The sequence below is a fragment of the Pantoea sp. EKM10T genome, from assembly GCF_011800685.1.
Lineage (GTDB): Bacteria > Pseudomonadota > Gammaproteobacteria > Enterobacterales > Enterobacteriaceae > Pantoea > Pantoea agglomerans.
In genome coordinates this window covers 303,258-326,062 of record NZ_JAALEU010000003.1, presented here as the reverse complement: position 1 = coordinate 326,062, position 22,805 = coordinate 303,258, and the positions used below count along the sequence as shown (strand labels likewise).

The 22,805-nt window shown below is 56.0% G+C and carries 20 protein-coding genes; 13 read left to right on the top strand and 7 right to left on the bottom strand.

Annotated elements, in window-relative coordinates; all coding sequences use genetic code 11:
* Positions 1-8: 8 nt before the first annotated feature.
* The 11 genes from HFD95_RS07995 (at position 9) to HFD95_RS07945 (ending at position 10,956) form a co-directional block, all read left to right on the top strand.
* Positions 9-950 (top strand): ABC transporter substrate-binding protein, encoded by a 942-nt coding sequence (locus tag HFD95_RS07995; protein ID WP_031590717.1) that lies wholly within the window; start codon positions 9-11, stop codon positions 948-950.
* 10 nt (positions 951-960) lie between these two features.
* Positions 961-1,479 carry a GNAT family N-acetyltransferase gene (locus HFD95_RS07990; RefSeq protein ID WP_010247073.1) on the top strand — a complete coding sequence of 173 codons (519 nt, stop codon included), beginning with the start codon at positions 961-963 and terminating at the stop codon, positions 1,477-1,479.
* A gap of 9 nt (positions 1,480-1,488) precedes the next feature.
* Positions 1,489-2,415: an amino acid ABC transporter permease gene (locus tag HFD95_RS07985; RefSeq protein ID WP_010247074.1), complete on the top strand. Its 927-nt coding sequence runs from the start codon at positions 1,489-1,491 to the stop codon at positions 2,413-2,415.
* Positions 2,399-3,193: an amino acid ABC transporter ATP-binding protein gene (locus HFD95_RS07980; protein WP_010247075.1), complete on the top strand. Its 795-nt coding sequence runs from the start codon at positions 2,399-2,401 to the stop codon at positions 3,191-3,193. Before HFD95_RS07985 ends, HFD95_RS07980 begins: the two co-directional genes overlap by 17 nt.
* Entirely contained in the window at positions 3,190-4,089 is a 900-nt protein-coding gene (locus HFD95_RS07975; RefSeq protein WP_010670374.1) for an ABC transporter substrate-binding protein, read from the top strand. Before HFD95_RS07980 ends, HFD95_RS07975 begins: the two co-directional genes overlap by 4 nt.
* Positions 4,090-4,245: 156 nt before the next feature.
* A complete protein-coding gene (locus tag HFD95_RS07970; protein WP_010247077.1) occupies positions 4,246-4,806 on the top strand; it encodes a non-canonical purine NTP pyrophosphatase in 561 nt (186 codons plus the stop codon).
* Positions 4,803-5,597, top strand: a complete 795-nt coding sequence (locus HFD95_RS07965) for an SIR2 family protein (RefSeq protein ID WP_010247078.1) — start codon at positions 4,803-4,805, stop codon at positions 5,595-5,597. The genes HFD95_RS07970 and HFD95_RS07965 overlap by 4 nt, the downstream gene beginning before the upstream one ends.
* Before the next feature lie 158 nt (positions 5,598-5,755).
* Complete coding sequence (locus HFD95_RS07960) at positions 5,756-6,100, top strand: YebG family protein (protein ID WP_167430076.1); 345 nt, start codon at positions 5,756-5,758, stop codon at positions 6,098-6,100.
* A gap of 615 nt (positions 6,101-6,715) precedes the next feature.
* A complete protein-coding gene (gene licT / locus HFD95_RS07955; protein ID WP_167430075.1) occupies positions 6,716-7,549 on the top strand; it encodes a BglG family transcription antiterminator LicT in 834 nt (277 codons plus the stop codon).
* 137 nt (positions 7,550-7,686) lie between these two features.
* Positions 7,687-9,549, top strand: coding sequence for a PTS beta-glucoside transporter subunit IIABC (bglF, locus tag HFD95_RS07950; RefSeq protein ID WP_167430074.1), 1,863 nt, complete (start codon positions 7,687-7,689; stop codon positions 9,547-9,549).
* Between the two features lie 12 nt (positions 9,550-9,561).
* A complete protein-coding gene (locus HFD95_RS07945) occupies positions 9,562-10,956 on the top strand; it encodes a glycoside hydrolase family 1 protein (RefSeq protein ID WP_167430073.1) in 1,395 nt (464 codons plus the stop codon).
* Between the two features lie 68 nt (positions 10,957-11,024).
* Here HFD95_RS07945 and HFD95_RS07940 read toward each other — a convergent pair whose 3' ends face one another.
* Positions 11,025-12,152: a Fic family protein gene (locus HFD95_RS07940; RefSeq protein WP_033760478.1), complete on the bottom strand. Its 1,128-nt coding sequence runs from the start codon at positions 12,150-12,152 to the stop codon at positions 11,025-11,027.
* Between the two features lie 522 nt (positions 12,153-12,674).
* Here HFD95_RS07940 and HFD95_RS07935 point away from each other — a divergent pair.
* Positions 12,675-14,615, top strand: a complete 1,941-nt coding sequence (locus HFD95_RS07935; RefSeq protein WP_167430072.1) for a methyl-accepting chemotaxis protein — start codon at positions 12,675-12,677, stop codon at positions 14,613-14,615.
* A 329-nt stretch (positions 14,616-14,944) separates the two neighbouring features.
* On the opposite strand, the gene HFD95_RS07930 is transcribed toward HFD95_RS07935, so the two are convergent.
* Genes HFD95_RS07930 through HFD95_RS07910 form a run of 5 tightly spaced genes read right to left on the bottom strand, consistent with a single transcriptional unit; the run spans position 14,945 to position 19,974 of the window.
* Positions 14,945-16,027, bottom strand: a complete 1,083-nt coding sequence (locus tag HFD95_RS07930) for an ABC transporter ATP-binding protein (RefSeq protein ID WP_031590703.1) — start codon at positions 16,025-16,027, stop codon at positions 14,945-14,947.
* A 2-nt stretch (positions 16,028-16,029) separates the two neighbouring features.
* Positions 16,030-16,977 carry a carbohydrate kinase family protein gene (locus HFD95_RS07925; protein ID WP_167430071.1) on the bottom strand — a complete coding sequence of 316 codons (948 nt, stop codon included), beginning with the start codon at positions 16,975-16,977 and terminating at the stop codon, positions 16,030-16,032.
* Positions 16,978-16,979: 2 nt separating this feature from the next.
* Complete coding sequence (locus HFD95_RS07920; RefSeq protein ID WP_033760458.1) at positions 16,980-17,819, bottom strand: carbohydrate ABC transporter permease; 840 nt, start codon at positions 17,817-17,819, stop codon at positions 16,980-16,982.
* Entirely contained in the window at positions 17,809-18,717 is a 909-nt protein-coding gene (locus HFD95_RS07915) for a carbohydrate ABC transporter permease (RefSeq protein WP_033787031.1), read from the bottom strand. The genes HFD95_RS07920 and HFD95_RS07915 overlap by 11 nt, the downstream gene beginning before the upstream one ends.
* A 9-nt stretch (positions 18,718-18,726) precedes the next feature.
* Complete coding sequence (locus HFD95_RS07910; protein ID WP_033780246.1) at positions 18,727-19,974, bottom strand: extracellular solute-binding protein; 1,248 nt, start codon at positions 19,972-19,974, stop codon at positions 18,727-18,729.
* Positions 19,975-20,271: 297 nt separating this feature from the next.
* On the opposite strand from HFD95_RS07910, the gene HFD95_RS07905 reads away from it, so the two are divergent.
* A complete protein-coding gene (locus HFD95_RS07905) occupies positions 20,272-21,441 on the top strand; it encodes an ROK family transcriptional regulator (protein ID WP_010247093.1) in 1,170 nt (389 codons plus the stop codon).
* 42 nt (positions 21,442-21,483) lie between these two features.
* On the opposite strand, the gene HFD95_RS07900 is transcribed toward HFD95_RS07905, so the two are convergent.
* Complete coding sequence (locus tag HFD95_RS07900; RefSeq protein WP_010247095.1) at positions 21,484-22,758, bottom strand: Glu/Leu/Phe/Val dehydrogenase; 1,275 nt, start codon at positions 22,756-22,758, stop codon at positions 21,484-21,486.
* Positions 22,759-22,805 lie beyond the last annotated feature (47 nt).

The following is a 22,805-nucleotide window of genomic DNA, read 5'->3' as shown; positions in this document are numbered from 1 at the left end:
CACAAGCCATGAACAAAACATCGCGTCTTATCGCCCTGCTTATTCTGGCGGCCAGTAGCCATGCGCTGGCTGAAGATACCAGCGTCTCCTATAACGGCCAGCGCGTCAGCCTTGAAGCTAACAAAGCGCCGATCAATACCGTGAAGAATCCGGAGGCGATCGCGCAACTGCCTGCGGGTCACCATTTTGTGGTGCCGGGTTCTTTTACCGTGGCAGTCGCAGCGCTGAACTCCCCGCCGTTAACGGTGTTTTCCGATGACAATAAAACCCTGCTTGGCAGCGAAGTGGATATTGCCCGGCTGGTGGCTGACAGCCTGGGATTAAAACTCAACGTGGTACCAGCTTCATGGGAAGACTGGCCGCTGGGCGTGGCCTCGGGCAAATATGACGCGGCGATCTCCAACATTACCGTGACCAAAGATCGTAAAGAGAAGTTCGACTTCGCCACCTACCGCAAAGATTCACTGGGCTTTTATGTCAAAACCAGCAGCCCGATAAAGTCACTGACCAAAGCAGAAGATATTGCCGGGCTGAGGATCATTGTGGGATCCGGCACCAATCAGGAGGCGATTCTGCTGGCGTGGGATAAAGAGAATCAGGCAAAGGGACTGAAAGCCTTTACGCCGGTTTATACCAAAGATGATGCCGCTCAGACGCTGGCTCTTCAGGCTGGCCGGGCTGATGCCTACTTTGGTCCCAATGTGATTGGTGCCTGGAAAGCGGCACTGACCGGTAAAACCCGTCTGGTCGGCAGCGTCGATGGCGGCTGGCCCAAAGCGGCGCACATTGCCGTTACCGTGAAGAAAGGCAGCGGCCTGGCGGAACCGATCAGCACCGCGCTGAACGGCGTGATCGGCAACGGTGACTATCAGAAGGTGCTGAACCGCTGGGGTGAAGGTGTTGAGAAGATCGATCGTTCTGAAATCAATCCCGCCGGGCTGGGCGACTAAGGAGCTGACCATGAGTGAATCCACTTTTCGCGAAGTTTCACCCGACGCGCCGGAATTGCAACCGATCCTGGGCGGCCTGTTTGGCGAATATTCCGCACGCTATGGCGACTATTTTTCCCGTCGTAACGAGCTGGAACAGGAGCTGACCGAATGGTATCTGCCGCCGCAGGGGCTGTTTATCGTGCTGGAGCGTGACGGCGAGATCATCGCGATGGGCGCTTATAAACCCTATGACCCGCAGACCGCCGAGCTGAAGCGCATCTGGACCCGCAGCGATCTGCGGCGTCAGGGGCTGGCGCTGGTGGTGTTACAGGAGCTGGAGCGTCGCGCCTTACAGGCGGGATATCAGCGGCTGTTTCTCACCACCGGCTTCCGTCAGCCGGAGGCGGTGCGGCTCTATACCGGTCACGGTTATCAGCCACAGTTCGATCTCAGCGGGGATCTGGAGCGTTATGGCCAGCCGCCGCACGACGGACGACTGCGTTTTATCAAAGTGATCGGCGTCTATAACGTCGCCGCGGCGAGTTAAGGAGTGACCATGAGCAAACATCAACATCTGCAGGTGGTGCCGGCACGCTACCCGGCACGCACGGCAGGGGCTATCGTTGCGCTGTTTATTCTGGCAGGCGTGGTGCAGTCAGTGGCCTTTAATCCGCGCTGGGAATGGAGCGTGTTTGCCCGCTGGTTCTTTGATCCGGTGATCCTCCACGGTCTGGGCCAGACGCTGCTGCTGACGCTGCTGGGTACAATATTCAGTCTGTTTCTGGGCGGTCTGCTGGCGCTGGCACGGCTCTCCTCATCGTGGCTGCTGAGCACGCTGGCATGGGGTTATATCTGGCTGTTCAGGTCACTGCCGCTGATTGTGGTGCTGATCATTCTTTATAACTTCTCCTATCTCTACGACACCCTGTCTGTCGGCATTCCGTTTACCGGCCTCTCCTGGGGGGCGTATCAGACGATTAACGTGCTGGGGCAGTTTCAGGCAGCCGTTATCGGTCTGACGCTGGTGCAGGCGGCCTACAGCGCGGAAATTATTCGCGGCGGGATCCTCGGCGTCGATCACGGTCAGGTAGAGGCCGCGTCCGCGCTGGGTCTCTCTGCCACACGCCGCACCTTCCGCATCATTCTGCCGCAGGCGCTGCGCGCCATTATTCCCACCGCGTTCAACGAGATCATCAGTCTGGCGAAAGGCACATCCGTGGTTTATGTGCTGGCGATGCCGGAGCTGTTCTACACCATCCAGATGATCTACAACCGCAATCAGGAAGTAATCCCACTGCTGATGGTCGGTGCCGCCTGGTATCTGATTATCACCACCGTGTTGTCCGTGATTCAGTACAACGCCGAACGCTGGATGGCCCGCAGTGTCACCCGTGAACCGCAACCGTCGCGCTGGCGACAATGGCGCAACCGCGTCACGCCACTTCATCCGACCGAGGAGATCAGCCATGTCCGAAGCCATTGATTACCGCACCTCACACACTACCGGTGCCATCAGCATCACCGGCGTCAGTAAACGATTTGGTAAACATAAAGCGCTGGATGATGTATCGCTGTCACTGGCACCGGGGTCCGTCACGGTGATCCTCGGGCCGTCCGGCTCCGGTAAATCCACGCTGCTGCGCACCATCAATCATCTGGAACGGGTCGACGAAGGATTTATTCAGATTGATGGCGACTACATCGGCTATCAGCAGCGCGGCAATAAGCTGTATGAACTGAAAGAGAAGGCGATTCTGCGCCAGCGCATCAATGTCGGCTACGTGTTCCAGAACTTCAATCTGTTCCCACACCTCAGCGTGCTGGATAACCTGATTGAAGCGCCGATTGCCCATCGTCAGTTAACGAAACCGGAAGCGATACAGCGTGCAGGCGAACTGCTGGATATTGTGGGCCTGCGGCATAAAGCCGATGCGTGGCCGCGTCACCTGTCGGGCGGGCAGCAACAGCGCATCGCGATTGCGCGTGCGCTGATGCTCAATCCACGGGTCATGTTGTTCGATGAGCCGACCTCTGCGCTGGATCCTGAACTGGTGGGCGAAGTGCTGGATGTAATTAAAAAGCTGGCGCGTTCCGGCACTACGCTGGTGATTGTGACGCATGAGATCGGCTTTGCCCGGGAAGTGGCGGATAACGTGGTCTTTATGGTGGATGGCCGGATTGTGGAACAGGGCAGCACCACCCAGGTGCTCAATAATCCGCGTCATGAGCGCACCCGCCGTTTTCTGGCGCGCGTGTTATGAGGGCATTAACGTTAACGGTTCTGACGCTGCTTCCGGCGCTGGCCTGTTCTGCGGCTGAGAAGCTCGATGTCCTGCAAAACGAGACGCCGATTCATGCCCCGGCCAATCCGCAGGCTATTGCTCAAATTCCGGACAATTACCGCTTTATTGAACCGGGCACCCTGACGGTCGCTACCTCGGCGACCAACTCGCCGCCGCTGTCGCTGCTGGCGTCTGATAACGTCACGCGGATCGGCAGCGATCCCGATATCGCCCGACTCCTTGCTGATAGCCTGGGGCTGAAACTCAGGCTGGTTCCGGCTTCCTGGGAGGACTGGCCGCTGGGCATCAGCGCCGGACGCTATGATGTTGCGATGTTCAATATTGCCGTGACCGAAGAGCGCAAGAAGAAGTTCGATTTTGCAACGTATCGCGCCGACAACCACGCTTTTGCGGTGAAAAGCGACAGTCATATCAGCAAAATTAATAGTCCGGCGGATATTGCCGGTAAGCGGATTATCGTCGCCTCGGGCACCAATCAGGAGCGTATTTTACTGAGCTGGGATGAGCAGAACCGGGCTAAAGGTCTGCCTGCGGTAACGCCGATTTACCTGACTGATGATGCCTCCGCGACGCTGACGCTACTGTCGGGACGGGCAGATGCGATGTTTGGCCCTCACTCGATGGCGGCCTGGAAAGTGGCGTCACGCGGACAGACAAAGCTGGTTGGCAGCGGACCGTTTCGCGCCTGGGTCGCCGTGACCACCAAAAAGGGCAATGGCCTGGCACCCGCGCTGCAGGCTGCGCTGGATGGCACCATCGCAGGCGGGCAGTATCAGCAGGTGCTGGCACGCTGGGGCGAACAGGATGAGGCCATCACTCAGTCCACGGTGAATCCACCCGGCATTGTTTACTGAGTCTGCAGAACCGGCTCGCCTGCTGCGGCCGGTTCTGCGCACTTCAACCTGATGAGCACAGAATTGAACTACACTCTCCAGCGTTAGTGATTTATCCTGCCCGCCTGTTTCCGTAAAATCCTCACTGCGTGGCGGAGTAATTGACCTGGAAGCCCCATGAAAATCAGATTCCTTTCTGCCAATGAGCAAAAGCTGGCGGAGGTGCGCAAAATACTCGAACCTGTCGGGGTCGAAGTTCTGCCCATCGCCCGTCGCATCGAAGAAATTCAGACTGAAAACGAACTCGACCTGGTGCGCGACAAACTGACCAAAGCCTTTTCGCTGATTGGGCGACCGCTGTTTGTGGAGCATACCGGCCTCTATCTGGATGGCCTCAATGGCCTGCCCGCCGGTCTGACCCGCATCTTCTGGAACCGCCTGGACGCTGAGCGCTTTACCGCGCTGGTACAGGGGCTCGACAGCCAGGCCGTGACGGCCAAAACGGTGCTGGGCTACTGCGATGGCCGCAAAATGTACCAGTTTTCGGGTGAACTGCGCGGCACTATCGCCGCGAAACCTGCCGGAACGCGCGGCTTTCAGTGGGACTGCGTCTTTATTCCCGAAGGCTATGAGCAGACGTTTGCTGAAATGGGCGAACTCAAGAATGAGATCTCGATGCGGCGCATCGCGCTGGATCGCTTCGCCACCTTTTTAAAAACCTCGCGGGGCATGGCATGAAACCTGAACTCAAACGCGCCTATGATTCCGGCAAACTGATTCTGTTTGCCGGTGCCGGTATTTCGCGCAATTTTGGCCTGCCCGAGTGGCATGAACTGATTGCGCATCTTGCTAATGAGCTGGGTTACGATCCAAAAATCTTCAATACCTATGGCACGCACCTGTCGCTGGCGGAGTATTACAAACAGAAAAAAGGTTCGCTTGGCCCGCTGCGCAGCTGGATGGATCGCGAATGGCATCGCCCCGATATTGATGTCCGCTCTTCTGAAATTCATACCATGATTACCCAGGGTAACTTTTCGCGTATCTACACCACCAATTACGATCGCTGGCTGGAAGCGGCGCATGAAGCGCACGGCGTACCCTATTATAAAGTGGCAAACGCCGCGGACCTGGTTTCTCTCACTGAAGATAAGCGTCACATCATCAAGCTGCACGGTGATTTTGATGATGACACCTCAATCGTGCTCGATGAGAGCAGCTATTTTGAACGCCTCTATTTTGATTCGCCGCTCGACATCAAACTGACTCACGATGTGATGGGCAACTCAGTACTGTTTGTCGGCTACAGCATCAGTGATTTCAATATTCGCCTGCTGTTTTACCGTCTGACCAAGATGTGGGGCCGCACCGGGCTGGCAACCGCCCGGCCAAAATCGTACCTGTTCACTAACCGGAACAACCCGGTGGCCAAAGAGGTGCTGGGGCAGTGGGGGATTGAGGTGATCGTCTCGGAAGAGGACGATCCCCGTAAGGCATTGGCGATGTTTCTTGAAGAGCTGCTGGTGTAGCCGCCGGCCCTCGCGGCGGAGAATGCGTCAGGAAAAATGAAAAAAGCCTGTGCCAGGTTAAGGTTAGCCCGTGCACAACCGATAAACTCTATTCTCTGCTGGCAAAGCAGGATCGGCATGATATACTGTATGTATACACAGTACCTGAGGGCGAGAAGATGGCTGTTGAAACAAAATTTGTAGTAGTCAGAAAGGGTGAAGAGAAGATGACGTTTGCCAATAAGAAAGAGGCCGATGCCTACGACAAAATGCTCGATATGGCCGAAGCCTTCACCGACTGGCTGTTACAGCATCAACCTGCACTGGAAGAATCTCAGGCGGAAACGCTGGGCCTGCTGATTGCAGAGCAGAAAGATGCCGTTCAGCATATTCTGCGCACCAGCAAACTGCCGGAAGCGGCAGCAGCACCCGTCTCTCAGCCAGAAGCTGTCTCAGACGACAGCGCGGATGAGTCGCAGGAAGAGCCTGCTGCAAAGAAAGTACGCGCCGTTAAAGCTGCGTAATCTCAACAGCGCCGGAAGCGAACCTTCCGGCGTTGCTGTTTCTGAATAGCGGTTTGAGCTGTTCTCCTGCTAAATCCTTTACAGATAGTCTTCCTTCCACTCTTTTACCCTGCATAACGGGCTCTGACGCTCAACAGAACGATTTCACACGTTAAAAACTTTTCGTCCGATAAATCAAAACATTGTGATCAGTGACAAAAGCGTTCAAAGCGGTGTGTTTTTAGTCGCTAAATGGCAGTTAATGAACACTGCAGTCCATTAGTCGCTTTTTCAGACGACCTTCCTCGCATGACCATCTTCCTTCCATAACGTGAGTTTTCATTCCACTGAGCGTCATACCCCTTTTGCTGCCCGGAACCGCACCCTGGGCTTTAATACTGGTCTCGTCCGGCGGGTATCGCCACACGCAGGATGCCTGGGTGACTGAACTCAACACGGTAGTCACTTTTTAAGTTAATAAGAGGATTTCGATCGCTGTCACGCTTTTTGCCCTGACAGATTGAGGTCACGACTAAAACTGATAGAGTTCCCGAACTGGATTGTTACTGCTTAGGCAGGCAAAACCTGACTTCTGGCCTCTGTCGGATGTCAGGTTTTTTTGTTTCTGGGGTTCCGATGAAAATCGCCAAAATTCTTAATAACAACGTGGTGATGGTTCAGGATGAGCAGGGACGCGAACAGGTCGTGATGGGGCGTGGACTGGCTTTCCAGAAGCGCATCGGTGACAGTCTCAACGCTGCGCACATTGAGAAGGTATTTGCGCTGCAAAGTGATCTGCTGGTACGTCGTCTGGAGGAGTTGTTACACCAGATCCCTCCTGAAGTGATGACCACCTGCGACCGCATTATTGATCTGGCAACACAACGTCTGGGGACATTGCAGGAGAGCTTGTATATCACATTGACCGACCACTGCTACTTTGCCATTGAAAGGCAGAATAAAGGTCTGGCGATTAAAAATGTGTTGCTGTGGGATATCAAACGCCTCTACCCCAAAGAGTTCGAACTGGGTCAGGAGGCCAGAGCTATTATTTCCCGTCGTCTGAATGTCGAGCTGGCAGAGGATGAAGCCGGGTTTATCGCGCTGCATCTGGTAACGGCGCAGCTCAATAATGAAATGCCGGAAGTGATGCATGTCACCCGGGTTATGCAGGAAATTCTGCAACTGGTGAAGTATCAATTGCAGCTGGAGTACAACGAATCGTCGCTGAGTTACCAGCGTTTTGTCACTCATCTGAAGTTTTTTGCTCAGCGGATGCTGACGCGTACCGTGGTGGACGATGACGATGTATCGCTGCATACAGCAGTAAAAGATAACTATCCCAAAGCCTGGAAATGTGCGGTGAAAATCGCGCAGCATCTGCAACAAAGCTATCAGCGTGATCTGACCGCAGAAGAGATCATGTTTCTCGCCATTAACATCGAACGGGTGAGAAAAGAGGGGCAATAAGCTCCATAAACCGGATTGTTACTGCTTTACGCAGGCAAAACCTGAGCGCGGCCTCTGAAAGGAGGACGTTCTCAGGTTTTTTTCATTTTTGGCTCAGTTAACTGATGTCCGCAGGCATCGGTTGTAAGGAAATCGAGATGGAATATCACACGCTGGCGCAGGATATCCTCAGCCATATTGGTGGCCGGGAGAACATCGTTAGTCTGGTTCATTGTGCCACCCGGTTACGCTTCAAACTGAAAGACAACCATAAAGCCGATGCTGAAGGACTGAAGAAAAATCCGGGCGTTATTATGGTCGTTGAAAGCGGCGGGCAGTTTCAGGTGGTGATTGGCAACCACGTTCATGATGTCTGGCAGGCTGTGCGTAGTGAAGCTGGGCTTGCTGATGAGCTTTCTGCAGCAACAGAAGGGGAAAAGACCGGGGGTAATGTTTTCAACCATCTGATCGACATTGTGTCAGGCATTTTTACCCCGTTTATCGGCATTCTCGCCGCCTCAGGGATCCTAAAAGGTTTACTGGCGCTGGCCGTGGTCTTTGGCTGGCTTTCTGTTGAAAGTGGAACGTATAAAATCTGGTTTGCAGCCAGTGATGCCCTGTTTTTCTTCTTTCCTCTGGTGCTGGGCTACACCGCCGGGAAGAAATTTGGCGGCAATCCCTTTATTACCATGGTGATTGGCGGGGCGCTGACCCACCCGACGATGATTGCAGCTTTTAATGCCAGCCAGCAGTCCGGTGAAATGACGGACGCGTTTCTCGGCATCCCTGTAACCTGGTTTAATTACAGTGCGTCGGTTATCCCGATTATTCTCGCTGCATGGGTTAGTTGCTGGCTGGAAAAACAGAGCAGCCGGCGACTTCCCGCCTCCATGAAAAACTTCTTTGCGCCACTGATCTGTCTGAGCGTCACCGTGCCGCTGACCTTCCTGGTGATTGGCCCACTGGCCACAGGCTTAAGTCAGATACTGGCAAACGGTTACCAGTGGATTTATGCGCTGGCACCCTGGCTGGCTGGTGCCGCCTTGGGCGCGTTGTGGCAGGTCTGTGTGATTTTTGGTTTGCACTGGGGACTGGTGCCACTGATGATCAACAATCTTGCCGTACTGGGGCATGACTCAATGCTGCCCATGCTGTTGCCTGCTGTCATGGGCCAGGTTGGCGCGGCGCTGGGGGTGTTTCTGCGCAGTCGGGATGCACGACAGAAGATGCTGGCGGGTTCATCCGTGACCGCAGGGATCTTTGGTATCACTGAACCGGCCGTCTATGGCGTTAATCTGCCGCTGCGCCGTCCCTTTATCTTTGGCTGCGTGGCGGGCGCTATTGGCGGTGCCATTGTCGGCCTCAGCAGCACCCACGTTTATTCATTTGGTTTTGCCAACATCTTTACCATCGCACAGATGATCCCACCTGGCGGTGTGGATTCCACGTTATGGGGCGGTATTGCCGGGACGCTACTCGCGCTGACACTGGGTTGCGGCATGACGCTGGTAGCGGGCATGCCCCGAAACACGGCGCCAGACGCAGCGCTCCCGATTACCCCTGGCGAAGATGACATTCTGTCACCGATGACGGGCACCGTTCTGGGGCTTGGTCAGATTCCCGATCCAACCTTTGCCAGTGGCCTGCTGGGACAGGGTGTGGCCATCATCCCTTCTGATAATAAAGTCATTGCGCCTTTTGCGGGAGAGGTGGCCTCCCTGTTTCAGACCCGTCACGCCATAGGGCTGCTGAGTCACAGCGGGATTGAGCTGTTGATCCATGTGGGTATCGATACCGTCAGGCTCGACGGCAAACCTTTCACGGCACATGTAAAAGTGGGCGACACGTTCAGTGCCGGCGATCTGCTGCTGGAGTTCGATCGTCAGGCCATTCTCGATGCCGGATATGACCTGGCAACACCGATCATTATCACTAACAGCGATGAGTATCCTGAGGTGATGACCGTGGCAGGGACTGCGGTCACTGCAGGTACGCCTTTACTCAGCGTCACTCGTCAATAAAAGGAGAACAGGATGAAAACTTTCCCGGATTCATTTTTATGGGGCGGTGCTGTTGCCGCTAATCAGGTTGAAGGCGCATGGCGGGAAGAGGGCAAAGGCCTCTCGACCTCTGACGTTCAGCCACAGGGAATTTTTGGCCCGGTATCGGAGCGCGTTGAGGGCAGCCGAAGCCTCAAAGACATCGCGATCGACTTTTACCACCGCTATCCGGACGATATCAGGCTGTTTGCAGAGATGGGGTTCAGCTGTCTGCGGGTTTCAATCGCATGGACGCGCATATTTCCGAACGGTGACGAGCAACAACCTAACGAGGCCGGTCTGGCCTTTTATGACCGGTTATTCGATGAGCTAGCCGCACATCATATTACCCCACTTGTTACGCTGTCACATTATGAGATGCCCTGGCACCTGGTGAAGCAGTATGGTGGCTGGGGTAACCGTCAGGTGATTGGCTTCTTTGAGCATTATGCCCGTACGGTGTTTGCCCGCTACCGGCAGAAAGTCAGACTCTGGCTGACCTTTAACGAAATTAACATGTCGCTTCACGCACCAATGACCGGTGTGGGTCTGCCGGAAACCAGCAGCAAAGGTGAGGTGTATCAGGCGATTCATCATCAACTGGTCGCCAGTGCGCTGGCGGTGAAAGCCTGCCGCGAGATTAACCCGGACGCCAGCATTGGCAATATGCTGCTGGGAGGGCTGGTCTATCCACTCAGTTGTAAGCCGGATGATGTGCTTGAAGCGCTGCAGGAGAACCGGAAATGGCAATTTTTTGGCGATGTTCAGTGCCGTGGTGTTTATCCGGGTTATATGTTGCGGTTCTTCCGTGAGAATAATATTCAGCTGGATATCACGGATGCCGATCGCCAGATACTTCAGTCGACCGTCGATTTTATCTCGTTCAGCTATTACATGTCCGGCTGCGTGACCGCCGATGAGGCGCTGAATCAGCAGATGCGGGGTAACATTCTGAGCATGGTGCCCAATCCTCACCTGCAGAGTTCTGAATGGGGCTGGCAGATTGATCCGGTGGGTTTGCGGACCTTGCTGAATCTGCTGTGGGATCGTTATCAGAAGCCGCTGTTTATTGTTGAGAACGGACTGGGCGCCAAAGACATACCGGATGCAACGGGCGTCGTGCAGGATGACTATCGCATCAGCTACCTCAACGATCATCTGGTTCAGGTGCGTGAGGCCATTGACGATGGCGTGGAGGTCATGGGTTATACCAGCTGGGGGCCGATCGATCTTGTCAGTGCATCAAAAGCCGAATTGTCTAAGCGTTACGGTTTTATTTATGTTGACCGCGATGATACCGGGGAAGGTTCGCTGGCCCGCAGCCGGAAGAAAAGCTTTTACTGGTATAAAGAGGTCATTGCGACCAACGGGGCTTCACTTAAAGAGTAATTCCCGCACTCAGGAGTACATCACAACGATCGCGATGTACTCCCGGTTAGCAGTCAAAACAGCCCGGCTCAGGGCTTCTCGTGGGTGTTAACCTGATAGCGGGTACTCCTGCCTCCGCCTTCGAGCCGGTAAAGGCAGCCTTTTTCAACCAGATCGGCCAGATGACGGGTCGCGGTGGCTTTACTCACTTTGGCGACCTTCTGATACTGGCTGGCGCTGATCCCCAGTTCGAAACCCTGCTCGCCGCCATCCAGCAGCCGGTTCAGCACTTTCACCTGTTCCGGACTTAATCCCATTCCCTGATGCCGCAGCCAGAAACGCGCTTTCATCTGAGTGCGATCGATGACGTTCATCGCCTGTTGCAGACTCTCATCCAGGATATCAAGAAACCACACCAGCCAGTGGGTGATATCCAGGCCGCCTTTCTGCGTCTGCTCAAGGATGCGGTAATAACCGGCACGCTGAGTCAGAATGGCGGGTGACATGGCATACAGCCGGATGCTCTGACTGTCGGCCTGCGCCAGCGCCAGATCGGTTAACGCACGCGTGATACGACCATTACCATCATCAAAAGGGTGCAGGGTGACAAACCAGAGGTGGCAGATGGCGGCGCGCAGCAACGGGTCCAGCATCACATCATGCTGACTGCTGTTGAACCACTCAATAAACTGCGCCAGCTGCGGCTCCAGTCCCTGTCGCGGCGGCGCTTCAAAATGCACCGTGGGACGATCGATGCGACCTGAGATGACCTGCATCGGCTCACTGCCGCGCAGTGTGCCGACGCTCAGGCGCTGCACCGTCCACTCATCGGCCGGGAAAAGCCAGCGATGCCACTGACAGAGACGCTCAGGCGTCAGCGGCTGGCTGCGGTTGTTGATGGCATCGAGCATCATGGCAGCCAGGCCTTCTGAACGATCGGAGACCGGATAGGGCTGCTCTTCCGTCACGCCTAACCGACGCGCCAGCGATGAGCGGACCGATTGCACGTTGACCCGCTCCTCTTCAATCGCGGAAGAGGAGAGGATATTGCTGAGCAGGGTATCCAGCGTCTGGGTTTCACTGTCTGAATGCAGGCTGGCACGGCCCAGCAGCAATCCGCGCTGCTGCTGCAGATGGCGCAGGCGCGGTAACAGCACGGCGTCCTGCCATTGAAAATGGGGCCAGTCCGGCTGTTGCCAGATCCAGGTAACGCTCATAATCGGCTCACGCTAAGGGTGGATGAGCCGAATAAAGAAGGTTATTCGGCTCACAGAATGAGTCGATAATAGCGAATATTTGGCTCACAGGCTAATCACGCGGAATTATGGGCAAAAAAAAGGACCCGAAGGTCCTGTTTGCTTAGCGGGAGAACTGCATAAAGGTGTCTGAATAGTAGTGAACGATCCAGGCGACATACGCCAGCCAGACAACCATCCCGACAGCTAATCCTGATTTACCGATCATTGTTCTATCTCCACTGCGATAAGGGGGCTACAGCAACTGTTGACATAAACTGACAGTAATGGCGGGCACCAGTATTGTTGCAGATCAAAAAAAGGCCGTTCATTCGCAGCGCCATAATCCCTTTGCGATCAACTTCCCGTAATCACGCGCTGTGAGACCCCCATCACGGCGGGGAAATGGCCATTAAAGTTCAAAAAAACGCCGCCGATAGATGATCTCAGGAGCACCATAACTACAAGGAGGTATTGAGCCAGGTAAATTTCAGGGGAAGCACTATGGTCAGTCAGTTAACACATAAGAAAAGAATGAGTACCCGTGCCCAGATGCTGATCATGGGTGGTTTAACGATAGTGCTGGGATTTACCGTGACAATTGGGGTTCTCAGCTGGCAATCCGGTAAAGAGCAGAAGGCGCTGGCCGAACAATATCTGCAGCAGATTGCGCAGAGCCGTGCCTTACAGGTGCAGCAGGAATTGAGCCATGCACGTGATGTCGCGAGTCACCTTGGACAAAGTCTGATTGCCTTGCCCCACGTTGGTATTACCGATCGCAAAGCGGCCGATAAGGTGATGGAGTATGCGCTGCGTGCTAACCCTGACTATCTGTCGATGTCAGTGATATTTGAACAGAATGCGTTTGATGGCCGGGATGCTGATTTTGCTTCACAGCCAGGTCAGGCACCGCAGGGCCGTTATGCCTTTTTTGTCGATCGTGACGCGTCAGGTACTTACTCGATGCATCCGCTGCTCTCCTATCTGACACCGGGTCAGGGCGATTACTATCTGATCCCGCAAAAAACACAAAAAGATACGCTAACCGAACCCTATAGCTATGCCTACAACGGCGTACCGACGTTGCTCACCTCCGTCGCCGCCGCGATTATCGATCAGGGCACCTTAAAGGCGATTGTTACCTCTGACATTTCACTGGCATCACTGCAACAGAAAGTGAATCAGATTAAACCCTGGCAGGGAAGCGGCTATGCGCTGCTGCTTTCTCACGGCGGGAATGTGGTCTCTTCGCCGGTGAAAGATGAAGCCGGGAAGCCCTGGAAAGGCGAAAAAGAGGGTTTTACGTCAAAAGTCGTCCAGCGATTTGATGCCGTGCTGGGTGAAGACGCTTTGGTCACCTGGCAGCCGGTGGTGATTGGTAACAGCGACAAACCCTGGTATCTGGGCGTGGTGGCACCAGTCAGTCAGGTGATGGCCGCCTCAAACCGGCAGCTGATGTGGGCGGTGATCCTGATGGTCGTGAGCGTTCTGCTGGTCGGGACGGTGCTGGGCATGCTGTTCAGCCGTAAAGTGTTGCGTCCGATTGGCGGTGAGCCGGCTGAAGCGGCGCATATTGCGCTGGCCGTCGCCGATGGCAAGCTGGATAACGCGATTGTGGTGAAAAACGGCGATCGCAGCAGCCTCTTTTTCGCCCTGGATACCATGCAAAGCCAGCTCCGGCAGATTGTCGGGCAGATTAAAGATTCCAGTGAATCAGTACGCCAGGGAGCGGGTGAAATTGCCAGCGGAAACCTCAATCTGGCGTCACGCACCGAACAACAGGCCGCCGCGCTGGAGCAGACCGCAGCCAGCATGGAGCAGATCAGCGCCACGATTCGCCTGAATGCCGATAACGCGCAGCAGGCGACCAGCCTGACTGAAAACGCTACCCACATCGCCAGTCGTGGTGCCTCGCTGGTGGGTGAGGTGGTGCAGACCATGGCGCAGATCGACGACAGTTCGAAAAAGATCGGCGACATTACCACCATGATCAACAGCATCGCCTTCCAGACCAATATTCTGGCGCTGAATGCGGCGGTGGAGGCTGCACGTGCCGGTGAGCAGGGACGCGGTTTTGCCGTGGTGGCTTCTGAAGTGCGTAATCTGGCCCAGCGCAGCGCGAACGCGGTGAAAGAGATCGGCGCACTGATTGAAGAGTCGAGCGTGCGGGTCGAGAGCGGCGTCCGGCTGGTAAACGATGCCGGTAAAACCATGCAGGAGATGATGCAGGCGGTGAATTCGGTGCAGGGGATTATCGGTGAGATTGTTACAGCATCAAGCGAACAGGCGCGTGGCATCAGTCAGGTAACGATTGCCGTCAATGAAATGGATGGCGTCACCCAGCAGAACGCCGCGCTGGTGCAGCAGATGTCGGCTGCCGCCAGTTCGCTGGAAGATCAGGCGCAGCAGCTGTCACAGACGGTGGAGCAGTTTCATCTGGCGTAAGCAGGCGTATGTTTCCTGATCCAGACTCTGCTTCACAAAATAAACCCGCCGCTGGCGTAATGCTGATCAGTTAAGATTAGGTTTGTAAAGGCTGTCACGGTCAAACGTGGCAGCTTTTTTTCCGGGCGAGCGAGCCGCAGTGCGGGCCAGCGCACCTCTGCTGCTGCCGGGCCGTCCTCGCGCCGCTCACGCGGTACCTTCGGCTTTGACGTCGTGCCGACGAACCGTTCGGGGATCGGCCCTCCCTGGCCAGCCCCTGCCCGGTACCAGACTGCGTTATCATCTGTCGCTTAACTGACTGGCATTAGCCGCTGGCGGGTTTATTTTTATCACTGTTCCGTCAGCCGCACACCGCTGCTGGCATCAAACAAGTGCATTTTATCCGGGTTAACAGTCACCGGCAGCGTGCCGCCAGGCACGGCATCGCTGCGGCCTGTCAGTTGCATATGCAGCGGGAAACCCTGCCAGTTCAGATGTAGCAGGGTCGATTCGCCGGTGATCTCAACAATATTGACCGCCGCCGGTTGCCCGCTGGCATCAAAAATCAGATCGTGGGGTCGTACGCCAAGCGTGACCGGCTGATCGGCCTGCTGCTGTGCCGCACTGTGCCAGCGACGCGGCAACGGCAGCCACTGCTCGCCACAGCAGACGCCAGGCAGACCATCGCGTGTCTGGAAACGGGCATCCAGCAGATTCATTGGCGGTGAACCGATAAACCGCGCCACGAAGGTGTTTACCGGGCGGTCATAAATCGCCAGCGGCGCACCCTGTTGCACAATGACCCCTTCTTTCATCACTACAATCTGATCCGCCAGCGTCATCGCCTCAACCTGATCATGGGTAACATAGACCATAGTGGTTTTGAAACGCTGATGCAGCGACTTAATCTCGGCCCGCAGCTCCATGCGTAACTGCGCATCAAGATTAGAAAGCGGCTCATCAAACAGAAACACCTGCGGATTGCGCACCATGGCGCGGCCCATCGCCACGCGCTGCCGCTGTCCACCCGACAACGCTCTTGGATAACGCTGCAGCAGCTGATCGATGCCGAGAATGCCGGCAATGCGGGCGATTTTGCTTTTTTGCTCCTCGCGCTTCACCTTTTTCACCTGCATGTGAAACGCCAGATTCTCCGCGACGGTGAGATGCGGATAGAGCGCATAGCTCTGAAACACCATGGCGATATCCCGGTCAGCAGGATCGAGATCGTTAATCTGTTTTTTATCCAGCATGATCGCCCCGTCAGAGACGGTATCCAGACCGGCAAGCAGCCGCAGCAGGGTTGATTTGCCGCAGCCGGAGGGGCCAACCAGCACAGTGAAACTGCCATCAGGGATGGTTAAATCCAGCGGGTGCAGCACGCTCTGTTTACCGTAGCGCTTCGCCACCTGTACAAGTTCAACACTGGCCATGTTCAGCGCACCTCATTTGATAGTTGGAGTTGTTGCCAGCTGGGATAGCGGCGCGGAGAGCTGCTTATCGCCTGTGATGCCACTTCAATGCCCCAGCGCAGCGCCGTGTGCGATGGCTGGTGATAGAGCAGTGCAGTAAGAAAACCGGCATTAAAACTGTCACCGGCACCAATGGTATCTACCACCGTTACCGGCTGGGCAGCAGCATACTGCACAGAGGCGGCAGACCAGAGACGTGCGCCCTCTGCGCCACACTTAATCACACAGCCGCCGCGACCACTGAGCCGGGCTGCCAGCTGTTTACCGCTTTCATCCAGCAGTTCTGCGCCCGATAAGCCCAGCGCTTCCACCTCATTCAGCAGCAGCCAGTCACAGTCCGCTAACCAGTTGCCAATCTGTAAGCGAAGCGCATCGCTCCAGCCCGCAGGCGGCCAGCCGGTATCCACGGCGACACAGAAGCCACGCTGTTGCAGCGCGGCCAGCAGCGCCGGGTAGTGATCATAGAGTTCCAGACAGAGAAAGGTGCCGCACAGCAGTACGATGTCGCCCGACGTCGCCTGCGACGGCAACTGGGCCAGCACATCGTCCGCGGTCAGCACGGTAATATGGCCGTGATTGCTGAGAAACGAGCGTTCGTTGTCGGGATGGGTCACGCCTACCGTCAGCGAGGTTTCACAGGTATAGCGCGGCCAGTATGCAGCGCTATGAGGAAAGTGACTGGCGAGCCAGTGACTGAAGCCATCGTCGCCCTGATTGGCAATGGCCCGATGCGGCACCTGCATCGCCTCCAGCGCCAGCGCACAGTTACCTGCGGACCCGCCGGGACGTAACTCGCTGTGCTGCAGCATCACTTCCGTGCCGCGCTGCGGCCAGTCGCTGAGCGTACTCATGATTAAATCAACATTTATATTGCCCACCACATAGAGGGTGGGCGTGAGGGTAGTGACCATAATTATCCCTTACTTCCGCCGCTGGTGAGACCGCTGACCAGCGTCTTCTGCAACCAGATGGCAATAAACAGTGGCGGCACCGAAGCCAGAATGCCGATTGCCGCGATCAGTCCGTCATCGGTCGCGCGTCCGGCGGTAAAACCGGCAATCGCGACCGGCAGGGTCTGTGCCGAAATATTGCTGGTGAACAGCAGCGCGTAGAAAAACTCATCCCAGGCGAGCAGCCAGCCGAACAGCGCGGCAGCGCCCAGCACCGGCTTTGCCAGCGGCAGCGTAATGCGCAGCAGAACCTGCCAGAAGCGCAGGCCATCAAGCCGTGCTGCCTGTTCGATATCACGTGGCAGTGAGTCGAACTGGTTCTTCAGCATCCAGGTCAGAAACGGCAGGATCAGCGAACAGTAGACCATCACCAGGCCGGGACGGGTGTTGAGCAGCCCCAGTTGTTGCAGCAGAAAGTAGAGCGGCAGCACAAACGCCACGGGCGGCACCATATAGATTGCCAGAGCGCCGGAAAGCCAGGCATCACGACCACTGTAGCGTGAGAAGCTGAACGCCGCGGGTATCGCCAGCAGCAGCGAGATCGCTGTGGCCACCGTCGCTACCAGCAAACTGTTGCCCAGCGCGTGCAGAAAAACGTTGCCGGGCTGATTCGGTGCCAGCGAAACCAGCCCCTGATAGCGACTGAAATCCCACTGACGCGGCAGCCACTCCAGCGGCACGCGGGAGAGATCGCTGGCAGAACTGACACTCATCAGAAACAGCCAGCCCATCGGGGCCAGAATGCTGACGGCGACCAGCAGCGCAGCCCCGTAACGCAGGACCCGTCGCAGTTTAGTTTTCATAAGCGGTACTCCGGCGGCGCTGATGCCATAACATCAGCAGATAGAGCGTGATCAGAAGGGCGCACATCAGGGTCATCAGTATCGCGTAGGCGGCACCGCTGCCGGCACGCAGATAGCTGAACGACTCCTGATAAACGAAAAAGCTCAGGGTCTTGGTGCTGTCCACCGGGCCGCCGCGCGTCATCACGTAGATGATGTCGAAGATTTTGAAGGCATCGATGGTGCGTAACACCAGCGCGACGCCGAGCGGTGCAACAATCGCCGGGAAGGTAATCGCCCGGAAACGCCGCCAGGCGGAGGCACCGTCCAGTCGTGCCGCTTCAAACAGATCCTCGGGGATCGACTGCAGCGCCGCCAGCACCAGCAGGGTGACCAGCGGATAGTTTTTCCAGATATCCGCAAACATCACTGCATTGAGCGCCGCCTCCGGCGATCCCAGCCAGCTGCGATAACCGTCAATGATACCGAGCTGGCTGAGCAGGGCGTTGATGCTGCCGTAATCAGGGTTGAAGTTGAGCCGCCACATCATGGCGTTGACGATGGTCGGCAGCGCCCACGGCAGAATCACCAGCACCCGCAAAACGTTGCGCCCGGTGAATTTCTGATTCAGCAGCAGCGCCACCAGCACGCCGATAATCCCTTCAACGGTGACAGACACAAGGGTGAAATAGAGTGTGCGCCAGATCGATGCCCGAAAGTCGGGATCGCTAAGCGCATAGAGATAGTTTTCCAGCCCAATCCAGGCAGGCGTTTCACCACTGCCAATCAGCGCAGCATCGGTAAAGCTGAGCCAGATGGTACGCAGCAGAGGCCAGGCGGTTAACAGCAGCATCACCAGCAACATGGGTGCCAGCAGCACCCATGCCTGACGCTGTTCGCGTTGACGCAAACTCAGCATCGTGACTCCTTAACGCAGCCGGGCGGCGCTTTTATCAACCGTCGCCATCGCGTCCTGCGCCGGGGCTTTACCCAGCAACACCTGCTGTAACTGCTGTTGCAGCTGGTTCGACAGACGGGAATAGTCAGCGGTCTCCGGACGTGACAGCATCACGTTTAGTGATTTGTCCGCCGCGGCGATCAGGCTCTCCTGATCCTTTTTCACCGCCTCATCCTGATAAGAGGATTTCCAGATCGGCAGGCTGAGCTTCGCATACTGGTTTTGTACCGGCTGTGAGGTCATGTACTGAATGTACTGCCAGGCCTCGTTGGCATGGGTGCTGCCTTTGGTGATCCCCAGCCCCATTGAGCCGTTTACCGCCCCCACTTTTCCTGGCGCATCGCCGGGCGCAGGCATGATCCCAACGTCGCCCGCCACTTTGCTCTGCTTCGGATCGTTCGCCATGTTGTACATGTAGGTCCAGTTCAGCGCGAAAGCCGCATCGCCATTAGAAAACGATTTACGCACATCCTCTTCCAGATATTCACGCGACGCCGGGTTACTCAGGCCCTCATCGAGCGAGCTTTTCATCAGGTTAAGCGCCTTGAGTGAAGCCGGGCTGGAGAAGTTAAGTTTGCCGTTCTGATAGAACTGACCACCAAAGCCTGAAACAAGCGTGGTGTAGTCACACACCAGCGCCTCAGCCTGGGACCAGCTCCAGACCAGCGGCCAGGTGACAATCTTTTTATCCTTGATGATCTTCGCGTCATCCAGCACCTGCTGCCAGGTCTGTGGCGGCGTGGTGATGCCCGCTTTAGCCAGCATCGCTTTGTTGTAGTAAAGGTATTTGGTGTCGAGGATCCACGGCATACCCAGCGTTTTACCTTTGTAAACCACGGTGTTCATCGCGCCCGGGAAGACCTTCTCTTTATCCTCTGGCGTAATGCGTGCGCTGACATCCTGCAGCAAATCGAAACGGGCGAATTCCGCTGGCCAGATGGCATCGAACAGCACCACATCATAGCCATTGCCGCCCGCGCCACGCGCTGCCACAATCTTGTCGTGCAGCGCCTCATAAGGAACAAACTCCAGATTGACGGTGACATCCGGGTGCTGCTTCTGAAAATTTTGCGTCATCGCGCGGATATCATTTTCGCTGTAAGCCGCCTGGGTCATAAACAGGGCATTGATCTGGCTGGCCGCCGCCGCGCTGCCTGCGCTTAACATCAGTAAGGCGGCAAAACCGGCTTTTAGTTGGGGTGTGTAACGCTGTGACATGGTCTTCTCCACTGTGCAGCAACAGGCTGTCGGTTAATTAAATCAATTTGATTGATTTAATCGGGGGCATAATTTTGGTCAGTGGGTGAACTGACCTGTCTGAATCTAAGCAAACGGCGTGCCACAGTGCCGGAGGGCATTGCAACAAAGCCGTAACAACGCTAAAACTCAGACTGCGCTTTTATGGCAAAATTGCCTATCCTGATGCGCGAGAATTGCGTGCGGCATCAAAGATATTGTTTGCCCGATTGCATTCGGAGACCAATACTGTCGGGTCCCGCTGAAATGGAAAACAACATGAAAACCTCGGGTACCAACCTTGAACATGCGCGGGCGCATAACCGACGTGTGGTGATTGAAGCCATTCGCCTGCACGGTGAACTGACCCGTGCCGAACTGGCCCGCATGACGGCACTGACGCCGCAGACCGTCTCGAATATCGTGGCGGAACTGGAGCAGGCCGAACTGCTGACCAGCCGCCAGCCGCGCCGCAGCGGGCGTGGTCAGCCCTCAATTCCGGTTACGCTCAATCCCACCAGTGCCTGGTCGATCGGCATCCATCTTGATCACCAGACGCTGCTGCTGGTTCTGGTCGATCTCAGCGGCGAAGTGCGTTTCCGCCGCCTCGTTCTGGTGCAAAAGCCTCAGCCTGCTGCCACCCTGGCGTGCATTGCCAGCGTGCTGGAGGAGATGCGCGCCTTCCTGGGTACTCAGTGGCAGAAAGTGCTGGGGATTGGCGTGGTGATGCCAGGGCCTTTTGGTGTGGAGGGCATTTCATCAGTGGGGCCGACCACGCTGAACGGCTGGGAGCAGGTCGATATCGAGGCTGAACTCGCCACCATCAGTGGTCTGCCGGTGACGCTGGAAAATGATGCTACGGTCGCCGCCATAGGCGAACGCTTTCACGGCACAGCGCGCCACCTGAACTCCTTTATCTATCTCTATATCGGCACCGGCCTGGGCGCGGGGATCTTCACCGATGGTCATATCTATACCGGCCACGCTCATAATGCGGGCGAAATCGGACACATTGTGGTCGAGCCGGGCGGTCGCGACTGCTACTGCGGAAATCAGGGCTGTCTGGAGCGTTACGTCTCGCTGCAGGCCGCTTATGAATTCTGCGGTCTCGATCCAATGCGGGCGCTGCCCGAAGATCTGTTGCAGATTGAACCCGCGCGTTTTACCGCATGGATTGAGAATGTGACGACGCCGTTGCGTCAGGCGATCAATATTCTGGAGTCGGTGTTTGATGCTGAGGCGGTAATTATTGGCGGGATGATGCCTGCGCCGTTGCTGGAGCAGATGGTGCAGCGATTGCCGCCGCTTTATCAGTCGGTGCGCGGACGCTATCTTAACGATATGCGACTAAAAATTGGCATGACCGGCAGCGATACAGCCGCTCTCGGCGCCGCCGCTTTACCGATTTTCGATGAATTTAATCCGAAGTTTCAGGTGCTGATGAAGTAGTCAGGGAAAAGGGCGCTGCTGCAGGCAACAGCGCCACAGGCATTAACCCGGGTAGATACCGCGATCTTTACGCGCCATCAGAATACGCTCACAGGCCACGATATAGGCCGCGGTACGCAGCGAGCAATCTTTCTCCTTCGACTTTTCCCAGACGTGTACCATCGCTTCCGTCATGATCTTGTCTGAGCGACGATTGATCTCATCTTCGCTCCAGAAGAAGCTGGCCATGTCCTGAACCCACTCGAAGTAGCTGACGGTCACGCCACCGGCATTACAGACCACGTCCGGCACCACGATAATGCCGCGGGTGGCCAGCATGTCATCGGCATCCGGATAGGTCGGGCCGTTTGCGCCTTCCAGCACGATTTTGCAGCTCAGGACTTCAGCACGCTCGCGGGTAATCTGACCTTCCAGCGCCGCCGGGATCAGAATATCCATCCCTGTGGTCCAGAACGCCTCTTTATCAATGCTCTGCGCACCAGGGAAACCGGCAATCTGCTTATTGGCGATCTGCCATTCGGTCAGGGCAGCCATATTGATGCCATCAGCATTAAACAGCGTCGCGGTGTGATCCTGAATCACTACCACACGAGCACCCGCCTCATCAAACAGACGTGCCGCTTCGCTGCCGACGTTACCGAAGCCCTGGACCGCAACGCGTGCGCCTTCAATTTCAATACCTGCACGGCGTGCCACTTCGCGTCCCGTAATAAAGACGCCGCGACCGGTGGCTTTTTCACGCCCCAGTGAACCGCCCAGATGAATCGGTTTGCCCGTGACAACGCCGGTAATCGTTGTGCCGTGGTTCATGGAGTAGGTATCCATCATCCACGCCATCACTTTGCTGTTGGTCCCGACGTCTGGCGCAGGAATATCTTTTTGCGGGCCGATGATGATGCCGATCTCGCTGGTGTAACGGCGGGTCAGTCGCTCAAGTTCACCGTCGGACAGTTTGAACGGATCAACGCGGATGCCGCCCTTAGCGCCGCCATAAGGCAGGTTAACCGCCGCGCATTTGATGGTCATCCATGCGGAGAGCGCCATCACTTCATTAAGGTCGACATCCGGATGGTAGCGAATACCGCCTTTTCCTGGGCCGCGCGAAAGGTTGTGCTGAACGCGATAGCCTTCGAAATGGCGAATTGAGCCATCATCCATCTGGAGAGGAATATCAACAATCAACGCACGTTTTGGATGACGCAAAGTATCTATCCAACGTGAAAGATCGCCCAGATAGGGCGCAACCCGGTCGATTTGCTGTAAATAGGTGGACCAGGCAGATGTGCTGCTTTCAGACGCATAAGATAACTTATCCATAAAAAACCTTTCTTAATGAAGTTATTTATTGTGTGGAGCCGTGGATG